Origin of the sequence: Citrobacter sp. Cu233 (assembly GCF_030332225.1) — a bacterium.
In the GTDB taxonomy this organism is placed as follows: Bacteria; Pseudomonadota; Gammaproteobacteria; order Enterobacterales; family Enterobacteriaceae; genus Citrobacter.
In genome coordinates, this window is sequence record NZ_JAOWIF010000028.1 from 178,206 (window position 1) to 194,421 (window position 16,216).

Sequence of the window (16,216 nt, forward strand, 5' to 3'; positions counted from 1 at the left end):
CTGCAGTACCTTTAATCGTTACCGAATAAATCGCGGGTATACACTTTATCAGCGACATCCTGAAGTTCTTCAGCCATCCGATTTGAGATAATCACATCGGCCTCACTTTTAAATTTAGCCAAATCACGTTCAACCCGTGAATGGAAAAAGCTCTCTTCTGCTATTACCGGTTCATAAATGATGACCGGGATACCTTTCGCTTTAATACGTTTCATGATGCCCTGAATAGACGATGCCCTGAAATTATCCGAGCCGCTTTTCATAATCAGGCGATAGATACCGACAACTTTGGGTTTACGCGAAAGAATAGCATCAGCAATAAAATCTTTTCGTGTACGGTTAGCATCAACGATGGCTGAAATAATATTATTAGGTACAGATTGATAGTTGGCGAGTAATTGCTTCGTGTCTTTTGGCAGACAGTATCCACCATAACCGAATGAAGGGTTGTTGTAATGGTTACCAATACGTGGGTCCAGACAAACCCCTTCAATGATCTGTCGTGCATTAAGCCCCAGACTTTCTGCATAGCTATCAAGTTCGTTAAAATAGGCAACACGCATTGCCAGATAGGTATTTGCAAAAAGCTTAATGGCTTCAGCTTCGGTAGAATCAGTGAACAACACTGGGATATCCTGCTTTATTGCCCCTTCCTGTAACAAGGCAGCAAAACGCTCAGCACGGGCAGACCGTTCACCGACAACAATTCGTGATGGGTATAAGTTATCATACAGTGCCTTTCCTTCACGCAGGAACTCAGGAGAAAAGATAATATTATCCGAGTTAAACTTCTGGCGCATAGTCTGCGTAAAACCAACGGGCACTGTTGATTTAATCACCATGAGCGCATCAGGATTTATTGCAATCACATCTCTGATAACTGATTCAACGCTGGAGGTATCAAAATAGTTTGTTTTCGGGTCGTAATCTGTAGGCGTTGCAATAATAACAAAATCTGTATTCTGGTAGGCGTCGTACTTGTCCAGCGTGGCTTTGAAATTTATATCGCTTGATTGTAGATACTGTTCAATTTCTTTATCGACTATCGGAGATATCCGATTATTTAGCATCTCGACACGTGAAGGGACAATGTCCAGAGCAATGACCTGATGATGTTGGGCGATAAGAAGACCATTTGACAGGCCAACATATCCGGTACCAGAAATGGTAATTTTCATTTCATGCTCTCAGTATTAACTTAATATTTAATCATGATGTTGTACATCCTGATAAGAGAATAATGTTTTAACGTTTTGTTGAATATTGTGTCAACGAAGGTTAAAACAATTCAGATTTTCTTTATCAGAGTACGCCAGAAATATTAAGTAAAGATTAAGCAATCAACGCAAATCAATCAGATTTAAGATAAAAAAAAGCCCGGTTAGAGAACCGGGCCAGTGACTATCAGAAGACTTATTCCATCCATTCGGTATGGAAAACACCTTCTTTATCAGTACGTTTGTAGGTATGCGCACCGAAGTAATCACGCTGGGCCTGAATCAGGTTTGCGGGCAATACTTCTGCACGATAACTGTCGTAATAAGCGACAGCAGCAGAGAATGTCGGTACCGGGATACCATTCTGCACGGCATAGGCTACGACATCACGCAGTGCCTGTTGGTATTCATCGGCAATGTTCTTGAAGTACGGGTCGAGCAGCAGGTTCGCGATACCAGGATTTTTAGCGTAGGCATCAGTGATTTTCTGCAGGAACTGCGCGCGAATAATACAACCCGCACGGAAGATTTTTGCAATCTCGCCGTAATTAAGATCCCAGTTATGCTCGTCGGATGCGGCACGCAGCTGTGAGAAGCCCTGAGCATAAGAAACGATCTTACCGAGGTACAGTGCACGACGTACTTTCTCAATAAATTCTGCCTTATCACCCGCAAGCTGAGCTTTAGGTCCAGACAGGACTTTAGAGGCAGCAACACGCTGATCTTTCAGCGAAGAGATGTAACGTGCAAACACAGATTCAGTGATCAGAGACAGCGGCTCACCAAGATCCAGAGAGCTTTGGCTGGTCCACTTACCGGTACCTTTGTTCGCCGCTTCATCCAGAATGAAATCCACCAAATATTTACCATCTTCATCTTTTTTGGTGAAGATATCTTTAGTGATGTCGATCAGATAGCTACTCAGCTCACCGTTATTCCACTCGGTAAAGGTGCTGGCCAGTTCTTCGTTGCTCAGGTTCAGACCACCTTTCAACAATGAATAGGCTTCGGCAATCAGTTGCATGTCACCGTATTCAATGCCGTTGTGCACCATCTTCACGTAGTGACCTGCACCGTCGGCACCAATATACGTCACACACGGCTCACCATCTTCAGCAACCGCTGCGATTTTGGTCAGAATTGGCGCTACCAGTTCATAAGCTTCTTTCTGGCCACCCGGCATAATGGATGGACCTTTCAGCGCACCTTCTTCACCACCAGAGACGCCGGTTCCGATGAAGTTAAAACCTTCAGCGGAGAGCTCACGGTTACGACGGATAGTGTCCTGGAAGAACGTATTACCGCCATCAATGATGATGTCACCTTTATCCAGATAAGGTTTCAGGGAGTCGATAGCAGCATCAGTGCCAGCCCCCGCTTTCACCATTAACAGGATACGACGAGGTGTTTCAAGGGATTCAACAAACTCTTTTACCGTATAGTAAGGAACCAGTTTTTTCCCCGGGTTCTCGGCGATAACCTCTTCCGTTTTTTCACGTGAGCGGTTGAAAACGGACACGGTATAACCACGACTTTCGATGTTGAGCGCCAGGTTGCGCCCCATCACAGCCATACCAACGACGCCGATTTGTTGCTTAGACATTATGTACTCCTGTCAGGTGATCTAACGAGCAGATGCGTTACTCGCATAATTTCTAACATACTATCGCAAAACCCTGCATCGAAGCCATAACCGGATCTCAACAAGCACTGTTGGTTAAACTCTGGCTCAGGGACTATCTTTTTCTTTAAAATATAACTAAGTTTGTATAAAATAATCAGTTAATAATGTTTTCGATACTTTTAGATTGAGAATCGGTGTAGATTCTGCTTAGCCAAGGAATGTAAATGTCCACCAAGCCATTTGATGCTATCGACATAAATGTACCTCTTGTTGTTGATTTAGACGGCACGCTGTCTAAAACTGACACACTGCATGAAGGCATTGTGTCAATATTATTCAAAAAACCAATTAAAATAATTGGCTTAACTAAAGCCTTATTTGATGGAAAAACATCTTTTAAACGCTTCGTTACAGAAACTGTAACGCAAAATGCAGACTCATTCTGTTACAGACATAATCTAATAGATTATTTAAAAACAGAAAAACGCAAAGGAAGAGAAATCCATCTTGTTACAGCCTCTAACCAAAAAATTGCAGACTCTATAAATGAGTATCTGAGAATCTTTGATGATGTAAAAGGCTCAGATAACCAATTGAATTTAAAAGGAGTCAATAAATTAGCATGGCTAAAAGATAGATTCCCGCAGGGTTTTATTTATGCAGGTGACCATAAAGCTGATATTACAATCTGGAACGAGTCTAAAGGTGTTATTCTTGTAGGAAATGGGAATAAATTTAAGAAAGATATAAAAAGTGAAATCCCATGCCTTGCTTTTGAAGATGCTAAGGTGAGTATTTTCAAACAATGGATAAAACAACTTAGATTACATCAGTGGGCTAAAAATATACTGATTTTTATCCCAATATTTCTGGCACATATCGCAAATGATGCGAACGTTATTGCAAAAACTACATTGGCATTTGTTGCATTCGGCTTAATTGCCTCCGCAACCTATATTATTAACGATCTTGCAGACCTTGAAGCCGATCGTCGACATAAGACAAAAAGAAACAGACCTCTTGCATCTGGAAATATTTCCACATTCCAAGGAATCCTTGGTGCGTTGATACTATTTTTAATCGGCGGAATTATATCAATAAATTTATCAGTAGGTTTAACATACTGTATTTTAATTTATGTAATGTTAACGCTTTGCTACTCATTCAAACTAAAAAGAGTTCCAATGTTAGATGTTTCAATCATCGGCGCTCTTTTTACATTAAGAATAATCATGGGGTCGGTGTTGAATGATCTCCCCCTATCTCCATGGCTGAATTCATTCTCAGCCTTGCTATTTTTCTCACTGGCTCTGGCAAAACGACATGTTGAGATTCTCAAATCTGATCAAACAATGACTAACAAAATTGGTGGTCGTGGTTACACTCATCAAGACTGGCCATTAACTTTAGCCTTTGGTATAAGTAGCGCGATCTGTTCAATTTTAATCATGCTGCTTTTCCTGACTCAGGAAGCAATGGTGCAGATAAATTACAGTGCTCCTGAATGGCTACTGCTTGAACCAATATGCGTATTTTTTTGGGTAATGAGAATATGGTTTCTTAGCCATAGGAAAGTATTAACGGATGATCCTGTGATTTTCGCGATCAAGGATAGGACAAGTATTTTATTAGGTGCTGCGGCTATCTTAAGTTTTATAATTGCAAGCTATTACTAAGGTGTGATGAATTATGAGTTTACTTGTTTTACTACTTGCATTAACAAGTGTATCCCTAAATGCCCTTGCCCAAGTGGCCCTGCGTAAGACGATGCTCACTATAGCACCGCTTCCAGATGCTATTGCAGGCTATTTAGGTTTTGCAATTCAACTTCTCATGAATCCATGGTTTATTGCTGGTATGAGTTGTTATGTACTCAGCATTGGTTTGTGGATGGCAGTCCTTGGCAAAGTTGAGGTTAGCTTGGCATATCCTCTACTATCTGTTGGATATGTTATTACTGCAGTAATTGGCTATTTTTTCCTGAAAGAAGACATAAACACAATGAGACTCATTGGCTTGTCTCTAATTTGCGTCGGAATTGTATTTATCTCTAGGAGTGCATAATGCGTCATATTATTACTGGCGGAAGTGGTTTTACAGGAAGTGTTCTCACAAAACGATTACTTGATAAAGGGCAAGAAGTTGTCAATATCGATATCCGTGAGCAACCTAATGTGGCACTACGAAAAAAAGTTCATTTTGTCCATGGTGATGTAACAGATAGCGATACATTAAAAAAATTGCATTTAAAAGAAGATGATGTTGTTTATCATCTTGCCGCAAGACAATTTGCCGATGCTGTCCCCAAAAAATCCCGTGAAGAATGGTTTAATGAAGTGAACGTATGCGGGACAAAAGCTGTCGTGAATGAAATGAAAAATACTGGCTGCCATAAACTCGTATTCTTTTCAACCGATATGACTTACGGCATCCCTACCGTCTGTCCTGTGCCGCCAGATCATCCACAAAATCCCCTCGGGCCTTATGGTAATAGTAAAATATTAGCCGAGAAAATCATCCGTGGTGAACATTCTATTGATGCGACGATATTCCGCCCTCGCTTAATCACTGGTCCGGGTCGTTTAGGTATACTGGGGAAATTATTTAAACTCATTCAACATGGAGTACCCGTTCCAATGATTGGTAACGGAAATAATCGTTACCAAATGGTGAGTGTCGAGGATTGCGCTCTAGCAGCAGAACTCGCCGTTGATAAGAATTGTCCGAACATGAATTTTAACTTAGGCTCTGCAACACCACCAACTACAAAAGAGTTACTCTATGGTGTGATTAAACATGCAAAATCTAAGTCTGTACTATTGCCTATCCCTGCCACGCTATTGAAACCAGTTTTAGCCACAATGGACAAGATAGGATTAACCTTACTGTACCCCGAGCAGTTTGGTATAGCCGATAAAGATGTACTACTTGACACAACACTGACATATGAAACTCTTGGGTGGTCAACAACAAAGTCGGATATCGTGGCAATGAGTGAAGCATACGATTCATTTATAAGAAAGTAAGCATAAAAAAAGGATAGGATCTACTAGATCCTATCCTCTAATGATTTGTCAAAATTATATTTAACTAACTTTACTGCCAATAAAATTGAATCAATCCCAGCCCAATTTTCCTTTTATCAGAACTGACACCTAATTCTGCTGGAGACGTTGGTTTCGAAACATTGACAGTGATAGCTGTATTTTGTTTTTCTTCAATGGAGTTAAATTTCGCATAAAATACATTTCCCTTACCTTCAACCGGTTCCATTACATGTGACTCATTATTTATAGTTAAAACAATAGGCTCACCTGCATTAGGCCCGAAGGGAAAAAGCTCTGCATAGAAAGTAGTTTCTTTATTTAACTTAAGATCTAAATTTAATTTAACATTACTTCCTTCACTCCATCTCCCCCAACCTTCTTCATGACTTAGACCAGAGAGTCCAGTCACAAAATTGGGAAGACCATTCTTTCTGAAGTCGATGACATTAGATGCTTCTTGAATATATTTAGCACCTTTGTACACTGGAGCAAAGTCATCGCAATACATCGCACCTGTAATATAGCGCCATCCGTATTTTGGTGCAGATGCTTTATCAATACTAATAGGTTGATGAGTCGTTAAATCTTTATATCCCGCCTTACAATTATCACTAAATGCATGCTCATTTTTATCCTTAAATATTATTTTGGTGACTATACCATCTTGGTTTTCATAAGCATAAGAGCCTTGCCCTTTTCCAGACCACATATTATAAGGGAATGTTCTCAATATAAATATCTGAGGTTCTGGGTTATACATCTCAGGATAATTTTCTAGCAGATATGCTGTCCACGGTTTATGAGCCAAATAATTCGCATCCGTTTCATATCCATTGCTAAATATTATATACATGAACGCTAATAGTATGATTATCACTTTCTTGTATATTGTGTTCAAAATTACAGCAGAGTAAGCGCAAGACCATGCAATAATAGGCGCGATAGAATACAAGGCATATCGTTGAAAGACATTCTGCCCTGAGTTCATATTGTTATTTGCTAAAAGCGGTATACAAATTACAACTGAAAACAAAAGGCTAAAAAAGAAATCTCTAATAATTGTTTTTTCAAATCTAAAACATAGAAAAATAACAAAAATCACTAACCATGGAGCTCCAACCCATAGCCCCTGATCTAAGTCAAAGTAGTATGAAATGAAATGTCCGAAGTTAACATTTGAAATACTGCTGGCCTGACTTCCTATCAAACTAAACTGGTTAAATTTTACATAGTAAAATATAATTGAACTTATAGAAATAAGTCCACAAATCCATATTTGCCACTTCCTTAACAAATCGAATATAACGGAAAATATGTTTTTATGACTTACCAAGGTAAGATAAATAGGTATAACGATGAACAATAATGATAATGACACAACTTGAATTGATGCTAATGATATAAACAATGCCGAGGTTAACGGTCTACATTTCATTAAAAAATAAAATGCAAGAAACAACATCGAATATATCATTACTTCTGGATGCGACCATTTAAGATAAAATATGACCCCACCAGATAAAAAAAGCAATTGTGCAACGGGATTGCTTTTTTCATTATTCATCAAAATGAATAAAGTGCATATTAGAAGTATTACATTCGTTACTTGAAAGGATTTAAGAGGATTAATATCTAATATAGATATTGTTTTTTCAGTAACAGCAGTCAATAGTGGATAGAACCAAAAGTGATACCCATAGTATTCATTATTTTTAGATTTATATATACCTACAGCACCCGCATTATTTTCACCATTTTCCAACCCTATTCTAATTTTTTCCAGGTACTCTGGAATATACCCTGCTGACTCGAAACTCCTAATATCATTTAGCCTATCCGTAACTTCATTTGCAGTAATATTTGGTGATAAGTTATTTAAAAATGCTTTTGTTGTGAGTGAATACTCATGTCCATCGCCAAGTTGTACTGGCTTACTTGTTAGTCCGATAACAAGTAGAACAATAGACAATCCAATAAACAATAGAGAACTAAATCTATTGACCATTATTCAACCTTAGAAATTTAAAATATTTTATGAGAATAGTTATTAATGATTTTTTTTATATGCGGAATACAGCTCTCTATAGACAGCGCTATAATCAGTTAGCATTTTTCCCGATGTAAATACATCTTTAAATCTAGCATAAGCATTTGAGCCATATCGCTCAGCCAATTCAGGATTCGAGTATAGTTCTTGCATTACCTGCCTTAATCTCACGGGGTCGTTAGGTGGAATAACAAATCCAGAGTAGCCATCAAGGTTAATAAAACTTGTACCTGTACCTATTTCACATGAAATGAGAGGCTTTCCATACATTGCACCTTCAAGTAAAGTAATACCAAAGGCTTCCGATCTAAGATGTGAAGGAAAAACAATAGCGGTACATAGTTTTAGTAATGCAGCCTTGTCTTCATCGGGTAATGAGCCAACAAAATGCACATTAGTAAGATTAAGCTCTTCTGCTTTCGCCTTTATATCACTTTCGATCCCTCCGCCACCAACAATAACTACGGGTAACGAAGTAGTGTGTGCCGCTTCCAGAAGAGTGTGTAACCCTTTATAATAGCGAAATGCACCAATGAACAGGAAAAAACCTCCGTCAAACCTGTCTCGCCAAAATTTGAGTTTTTCGTTACTGATACCTGGATAAGATTTCTCATTTAAACCATAAGGTATAACTTTTACCTTGGATTCAAACTTTTGTAATACAACACTGGTTTTTACATAGTTTGGAGAAGCAGCAACAATACAATCAACTGATTTGAGAAACTGATTCATTAGAGGCGAATATAACCGAGAAAAAAACTTCTGTTTAACAATATCAGAATGATAGCTAACAATTGTTGGTTTATTGATTCGGCATAAAAAATGCAGCATATCCATAAAGGGGAATGGATAATGGTAATGGATAATGTCTGCTTGCTTTGCTAATTCTTTAAATTTCTTAATGCAAGATAGAGAGAATGGTGTTGAGGCTATTTCAAAATTAGTTTTTGCGTAGAAGACACGCTGCTTACCAATTTTTTGATTATCAATATCTCCGCGTTTACTTAGAGAAAGTACGGTTGATTCAACATCATATTCAGCCCCAGACTCACTTAGCTGGTAGATAACTTGCTCGATGCCACCAAAAGTATCTGGATAGTATGTCTTATAAAAATGCAGTACTTTCAACATTAATCTTACTTCACCTGTTTATATGCAGCAACCGTTTCAGTTGCACATCGTTTCCATGAAAATTGGTTAACATGTGATAATCCACTTTTAGTGGCATTATCCTGCCATTCCGTATCAGTAAGACTCTTCATAATTAAAGACGTAAGTGTCTCAACATCCATAGCATCACACATTAAAGCGCTGCTACCTGCAACCTCAGGAAGTGAAGAGCTGTTTGAACAAACAACCGGAGTCCCAGATGCCATTGCCTCCAATACTGGTAGCCCAAATCCCTCATAGAGTGATGGAAATAAAAAACTAACAGCACCTGCATAGAGTGCAGGTAAATCGCTTGACGGTGTAAATCCCAGGTAGCGCAGCCACCCTTCTCGTTTACCTTGTTCAAATCGACGATGTAGAGTATCACTGTTCCACCCTTTGAAGCCGCTAATAACGAGAGGAGTCCGCTTTCTCAGTGACAGTGGCAGACGTTCGTAGGCATCAAGCAATGTCGTAATATTCTTTCTCGGCTCAATCGAGCCAGTAAACAGGGTGTATTTTTTAAAGGTAAGCTCGTATTTTCCGAGAACAGAAGTTATATCTTCTTCACGGCGGGGCCTAAATTCATCACTGCATGCTAACTTTGCAGTAAATACCCTACCTTCAGAAATATTGAAATAATTAATCAGTTCCAATCTGGTAAAATCAGAGTCTGTAATAAATACTGATGCTCGCTTTACCGTTTGTAAAAGCTCTTTACGCATATACCTAACTCTTTCAGGTGGATGGCATTGCGGTAAAGTAAAAACAGAAAGATCATGAAACGTGACAACACAGCGTTCTACCTTGGGTGGCAGATAAAAATTTGGCCCATGATAAATCGCATCCTTATGATTTCTTAAGACATTTGTCTTCAACCATGGTGCTGTAAGCCTATATACTTCCGAAGCCAGTCGACTCTTTTTTATTAAACTTTTAAGCCCTTCTGTTGAAGAGCTATTTTCTTTAGCCACGGGCATTTGCTGAGTAAGTCGATGCCCATTTAAAAAAAGTAATTCAGATATTTCTGGAGCATCAGATAAACATTTAGCCAACTCAAATGCATAGCGACCGATACCTGTTAGTGGGTATTTTATTGCATCAGTTCCAAATATGACTTTCATTACTCGTTTTCCAACATCCAGCGCAGGGTATCTTCGAGTGGTGGGACATTCCAATCGGGAATAAATGATTGTAGTTTAGATGGATCCCCACTAAGTGTCTTAACTTCATTTGCCCGGACAAATTCTTGATTAATTTGGATGGTCAGATGGTGTCCGGTTATTTTTTCACAAAGTTCAATAACTTTTCTCAGTGAATATGTACGGCCAGAGCAGATGTTAATAACTTCGCCAACTGGTTTTGCCTGTAATAATTTGACATAAGCATGGCTTAGTGCACGAACATCCGTAAAATCGCGCCAAACATCAATGTTACCTAACTCGATCGTCGGTGATTTTGATTTAAAGTGTTTAACTATCTTTGGCAGAAGAAAGTTTTCCGCCTGACCAACACCTGTATAGTTAAATGGCCTCGTTATGAATACAGGTAGCTTGTCCATCCACAATCGAGACATATACTCCATGGCCAACTTGCTGACGGCATAATCGTTCGCTGGATTTGCTGCCGCAGATTCATTCAGCTGCCCTGCTGTACCATTTCCATAAATGTTAGCACTACTGGCGAGAAGCACACCATCCAGGATGGTGCTGCAGGCACTCAAAGCCTGCAATAAATTGCGCGTTCCAAGTAAATTGACGTTGTAGAAAGCATCTGCATCACCATGCCCAACATAAGCGATAGCGGCCAAATGTATAACAACGTTTGGTTGTATGAGCTGAATAACCTCCTGCAATTTCGCAGTATCCATTAGATCAACCTGGTAATAATCTGGTTGATCAAAAGGCATTGCGCCAATACCAAATACCCGATATCCGGCAGCGGATAATTCCGCTGCCACATAGCGGCCGGTAAAACCATTAATCCCTGTCACCAGAGCATGTTTGCCGGCGCCGAACATCAGAACGAAAACCCTTGCTGGTTACGACGCAAATCTGCCTCAACCATCAACTGGCACAACTGCTCCAGCGAAGTTTTTGGCTCCCATCCCAGAATTTCTTTTGCACGAGCTGGATTACCAATTAGTAGATCGACTTCAGCAGGACGGAAGAATTTTGGATTTACACGAACCAACGTTTTTCCAGTTGCGGTGTCAATACCCACTTCTTCCTCATCCTTACCTTCAAAACGCAGTGTAAATCCAGCAGCTTTGAAAGCCATGCTGACAAAGTCGCGCACAGTCTCAGTACGGTTAGTTGCCAGTACGAAGGTATCTGGTTTTTCTGCCTGCAGAATACGCCACATTCCTTCTACATACTCTTTGGCATAACCCCAGTCACGCTTAGCGTCCATATTACCGAGTTCAAGAACGTCAAGTTTTCCCAGCTTAATTTTTGCAACAGAATCAGTGATTTTACGCGTTACAAACTCCTGACCACGTAATGGTGATTCGTGGTTAAACAGGATTCCGCTTGATGCAAAAATATTATAGCTCTCACGGTAGTTCACGGTCATCCAGTGAGCATACAGTTTCGCGACGCCATATGGGCTGCGCGGATAGAACGGAGTATCTTCTTTCTGCGGAACAGCCTGAACCAGACCAAACATTTCTGACGTTGATGCCTGGTAAAAGCGAATTTTAGGATTAACGATACGAATAGCTTCCAGAAGATTTACTGGACCAAGACCCGTAATCTCTGCTGTAGTAATCGGCTGTTCGAAAGATACACCGACGAAGCTCTGCGCAGCTAAGTTATAAATCTCAGTAGCTTCAGTTTGCTGCAGCAAGCGGATACTAGCAGACAGGTCAGTCAGATCGTATTCAACCAAAGTCAAGTTCGGGTGCTGTGCAATGCCCAACTCTTCAATACGCCAGAAATTGACAGAGCTGGTACGTCGGTATGTTCCGTATACTTTATACCCTTTACCAAGCAGCAGTTCTGCCAGATAAGCACCATCTTGACCCGTAATACCAGTAACAATCGCTATATTCATAATAATCTATCAATCTCTTATTAATAATTAGTGACAATGTAACAATGTGAAGAGAAGTCTTATCGAGCTACTTTACGACAAATATTTACAAAGTCGTTTTCAACCACTTTCCAGCTAAATTTTTGAGCTGTTTCAAAACCATTACTCCCCAGGCGCTCGCACAGAGCCGGCTCGTTTCTTAAGCGCACCAAAGCATCCTGTAGCTCTTCGTGACTCACCATCAGGGCATTTTCTTGATCAACAGCCATATCATGAAATGCCACACAAGATTTATTGGCGATCACCGGCTTTCTGGCCAACCAGGCTTCGAGTAATACTATACCAAAGCTTTCGCTTGAACTCATATTTACAAGAGCCAGGCAAGACATCAATGCACCACGCACCACTGAGCGCGGCTGCCTCCCCAAATAAGAGACGTATGGGGACGTGATCATTAAACCGTCATCATCCGGACCAATCATTACTAATCGAAGTTTTTTACCAGACTGGTTAATAGATTCAACAGCCTGGATTACTGAACGATAACCCTTAGCTCCGGATTTACGCCCCAGGACCAGAACGAATTCATCATCACTGCCATACACGCTTTCAAACTCATGGCGATCGCTCTCAAGGAACTCTTCATCAGTATCGGCACCGGCTGGAAGATATTCAGAGCAGCACCCTTTTTCAACATAGAAAGCATTCGCTGCTTTAGGTACAGCGAGGACTTTTGTTGCTTTTCGCGCAGCATTAATTAAATCTGGGAAATGGTAATAGTCATCATCCAGATGCGCGTGCGGTATCAATAATGAAGGCACATTATGCTGTTTCGCCAAGTCAAGAGCAAATACCGCTGGTTTGAAAACAATGTTGTGCGTTACTACCAAATCGTACTTACCAATGTTAGTAGCAATATAATGTTCCATCGACGAAGAGTGCGGACCTCTTATATCTGTTAGGTTGATACCTAATGGAAAGCGCGTTTTCTCTGCAGCCGTAGACAGAACATCAAACACTTTATCTGGCGAGATGCATTGGGCACTTGCCAGAGTTGGTCGCGTTAGATCGAGTGGTGCACTATCAATGATTAACTCAGTAAGCATAAAACCTAATGGTCGAGGATCCTGGCCACCCATAAATCGGCTAGATGTAAAGATCTCGAATATACCCGCATCAACTTCCAATTCAAGCGTAAAGTTATGTTCGATTTCCTGACTGAGATAGATGCCCCCATCAGGGGACTGCAATGTAATTAATGATTTTTCGGGGATATACCCTATCAGTTTTACTTTACTTGCTTTTGTCACATTGACTGCACAAGAAGAGTAGCTCCAGCGATAGTGGCTTGAAACTTCACCCTCTAAATCAGCCCATCCCCATGCAAGCCCATCTAATGATAATTTATCGGTTTGTTGAACAATAGCCTTCTCAAATACGGGCTGCACACGCCATGCTAAACTTGTTGCATTACTTAATGCTGAACTCGGACTATCGTCAACAGGAAAGCGAGCAAAGCGAAGATTAGACATTTCAATTGGTGCACCGATCTCGGCATCAAATTCGTAACGTTCCATGAAACGTGCATGGTTAGTTGTTCGACTGACCTCTGTAGTAACAACATCAATTTCGAACTCCTGTGTGTCACCAAGCGCTTTCAAAAAACGCTTCAAATTTGACTCTGCCCCACCTAATTCAGGATGAGTATAGCGATATGTAACAAACAGTACCTTACGTTTTGGTTTTTCCATGCTTAATAATAAATCAACGAATTTCTTCGCGATTCCTACCATAGAAAGTTCAGCACGGAATATATCTTTGCGCTCTGCTCTCATTTCATCAGTGAAAACACCATCTGAAATAGATAAAGCATTTATCACATCTGAAAATGTTTCAGGTTCCGTCAGTGCGATATGTTTGTGAAGATGACTCGGATAGCCACGTAAACCAAATTTTGAGCTGACGACAAACAGACCATTCGCGAAAAAATCTGCTAACTTAATATTAGATCCGCTACCTGAGGTCACTGGGTTTACTGCAAAAAGACAGTTTTGAAGAATAGCGGATTTGGTTTCTTCATCTACGACTCCCCACAAGATAACATTTTTACCCGGATTGACGTTGATAGAATTGCAAACTGACCCAACTATATTAAACTGAACATCCGGGCATTTAGGCGCTATATTCTTTAATAAAAAATTGGCAGCATCCACATTTGGCATATGCGCGGATCCAAGAAATACCGCCGATTTTTTTATAATTCTCTGTGCGACTTGCTGACTAATCTCATTAGTAATTGGGGACGGTAGCTGAGCTCCATTACGGACAACGATCATGGGTCCCGCTGTCTTTTTCCCAACTAAAAGACTATAAGCATCATCATCCGATACTGCAATCGTTGCCGCTGAACATTCAACCGCTTTTTTCTCAACAGATGTAACTAAATCAATCAAATAATTCTTCTTGGGATGCCATTCCAGTAGAGATTTTTTAAGAATTGTTTCATCATTCTGCGAAGAATAGATAAAACGGTCACGATAAGCAATCGGCACCGGTGCCATATATGGATGCTCGATAATTATAAATCGTGAAGATACTTTCAAAATATTATAAACAGCTACTAATAAATCATTCTTAGCACAATGCGCGCTAGCAATTATATCATCGCAGGACACATGAAATTGTGCATTTAATTCATCAACTTGCTTGCGATGTTCTGGCGATTTAGGGATGCAAATTACATATGTTTTTTCATTATACTTTTCTACAGACAACTTTTCATCGTCTGAGAAGCAAATGAAAACAACAGAGGATATATCATTAACAGCTTGATAGATCCCTCTGGTCCGAGTTGCTCCACCGCCGACATTTAAAAATGAGTTATAATCATTAAGAACTAGTGTATAATTACTCGATTGTTTCTCTAACTTATCTAGCTCAGGTAGGATGTTTGCAACAATAGCATCCCACGTATAATTCTCGCTAGCAAATAATTTTCCTGCAAGACCTATTTCGACTGTGTTTGCAAAATCATCATCTGAAAGATGTTGTTTCAAAAGATCAGGAAAATCTTCCAACGCCCCTTCAATCACATTCTTGCCAGACTCAGTATTAAATCCGCGCATGCCAAAAGGAGTAGACAAGATAGGCAAAGCATAGGCGAAGTAGTCTAGTGCTTTAATATTAGAACCGCTACCTGACTCCATGGGATTTAATGCAATGCTTGCGTTTTCAAATAACCTAACTTTCTCTTCGTCAGTAACGCGTCCATGTCTAACAACATTTTTTACGTACTCACCTGCTGGTAAACAATTACCAATAATGTCGAATATAATATTAGGACATTTAGGAGCGATTTCTTTAGCAATATAGATTGCAGCGTTTACATTCGGCAAATGGGCACTACCAACAAAAACGGCTGAGTGCTTAACTTTTGTTGTTCTCCGGAGTATTGCCCGATGGTTATCGACCATACCATTCGGAGAATAAAACATTACAGATTCTTTTTGAGGCGCGATTTTTTTAAATGATTCATAATCGCTTTCACCGCAATAAAGTATCAGATCAGCGTTATTCAGTAATTTCTTTTCAGCTTTAGAAACCAGGTCAACTATAGGTTGCGATTTTTCTGATGGATGAAGCGTCTGATATAATTCAGTCTCACAATTATGCGAATTATAAATTCTTGGTTTACTATCTATACCCAAGAAAATGTCAAAATCGACGGTGAATGGGAAGTCATGAATTATGATATCGGCAGATTCATATTCACTAAGATATGCTGCCAACATCGTTGTTGGGTATTGTGCACTAGCGGCAATAGCAGGGGCAGACAGATCTCCGTGGCCCTCCGAAGTATAGCTTTCTAAATTTTGCCAGCATTGGTCAAAATATTTATCCTTCGGGATCCGCCGCTCAACGAACGTCGCCGTATGGTATATTTTTTCTTCTTTTACTCCGGGATGAGTAGAGGTTAGCAATGTTACATGATGATACTTGCTCAATGCTTTATAAAAATTATAAAGTTTGGATTCACCACCATTAGATATTGGAACGAATGCCGGAAAGAAGTTAAGCGCAAGTATTTTTTTCATTATTT

General features: G+C 39.9%; 11 protein-coding genes. 3 read left to right on the forward strand and 8 right to left on the reverse strand.

Annotated features, from left to right (window positions below; genetic code table 11):
• Positions 1 to 11: 11 nt before the first annotated feature.
• Positions 12 to 1,178 carry a UDP-glucose 6-dehydrogenase gene (ugd, locus tag OGX95_RS01750; RefSeq protein ID WP_286628105.1) on the reverse strand — a complete coding sequence of 389 codons (1,167 nt, stop codon included), beginning with the start codon at positions 1,176 to 1,178 and terminating at the stop codon, positions 12 to 14.
• Between the two features lie 235 nt (positions 1,179 to 1,413).
• Positions 1,414 to 2,820: an NADP-dependent phosphogluconate dehydrogenase gene (gnd, locus tag OGX95_RS01755; protein WP_040231903.1), complete on the reverse strand. Its 1,407-nt coding sequence runs from the start codon at positions 2,818 to 2,820 to the stop codon at positions 1,414 to 1,416.
• Positions 2,821 to 3,065: 245 nt separating this feature from the next.
• On the opposite strand from gnd, the gene OGX95_RS01760 reads away from it, so the two are divergent.
• From OGX95_RS01760 to OGX95_RS01770, 3 genes are read left to right on the forward strand one after another with little or no spacing between them, the layout of a single operon-like run.
• Entirely contained in the window at positions 3,066 to 4,517 is a 1,452-nt protein-coding gene (locus OGX95_RS01760; protein WP_286628106.1) for a UbiA family prenyltransferase, read from the forward strand.
• Between the two features lie 13 nt (positions 4,518 to 4,530).
• Complete coding sequence (locus tag OGX95_RS01765) at positions 4,531 to 4,905, forward strand: SMR family transporter (protein ID WP_116360230.1); 375 nt, start codon at positions 4,531 to 4,533, stop codon at positions 4,903 to 4,905.
• Positions 4,905 to 5,867, forward strand: a complete 963-nt coding sequence (locus tag OGX95_RS01770; RefSeq protein ID WP_286628107.1) for an NAD-dependent epimerase/dehydratase family protein — start codon at positions 4,905 to 4,907, stop codon at positions 5,865 to 5,867. Before OGX95_RS01765 ends, OGX95_RS01770 begins: the two co-directional genes overlap by 1 nt.
• A 70-nt stretch (positions 5,868 to 5,937) precedes the next feature.
• Here the strand turns inward: OGX95_RS01770 and OGX95_RS01775 are convergent, their stop codons facing one another.
• From OGX95_RS01775 to OGX95_RS01800, 6 genes are read right to left on the reverse strand one after another with little or no spacing between them, the layout of a single operon-like run.
• Complete coding sequence (locus OGX95_RS01775; RefSeq protein WP_286628108.1) at positions 5,938 to 7,893, reverse strand: DUF7024 domain-containing protein; 1,956 nt, start codon at positions 7,891 to 7,893, stop codon at positions 5,938 to 5,940.
• Positions 7,894 to 7,935: 42 nt separating this feature from the next.
• Positions 7,936 to 9,066: a glycosyltransferase family 4 protein gene (locus OGX95_RS01780; protein WP_286628109.1), complete on the reverse strand. Its 1,131-nt coding sequence runs from the start codon at positions 9,064 to 9,066 to the stop codon at positions 7,936 to 7,938.
• A gap of 5 nt (positions 9,067 to 9,071) precedes the next feature.
• Entirely contained in the window at positions 9,072 to 10,208 is a 1,137-nt protein-coding gene (locus OGX95_RS01785) for a glycosyltransferase family 4 protein (RefSeq protein WP_286628110.1), read from the reverse strand.
• Positions 10,208 to 11,104, reverse strand: a complete 897-nt coding sequence (locus tag OGX95_RS01790; RefSeq protein WP_119676889.1) for a GDP-mannose 4,6-dehydratase — start codon at positions 11,102 to 11,104, stop codon at positions 10,208 to 10,210. The genes OGX95_RS01785 and OGX95_RS01790 overlap by 1 nt, the downstream gene beginning before the upstream one ends.
• Entirely contained in the window at positions 11,104 to 12,138 is a 1,035-nt protein-coding gene (gene gmd, locus OGX95_RS01795) for a GDP-mannose 4,6-dehydratase (protein WP_286628111.1), read from the reverse strand. Before gmd ends, OGX95_RS01790 begins: the two co-directional genes overlap by 1 nt.
• Positions 12,139 to 12,197: 59 nt before the next feature.
• A complete protein-coding gene (locus tag OGX95_RS01800) occupies positions 12,198 to 16,211 on the reverse strand; it encodes a glycosyltransferase (RefSeq protein WP_286628112.1) in 4,014 nt (1,337 codons plus the stop codon).
• Positions 16,212 to 16,216 lie beyond the last annotated feature (5 nt).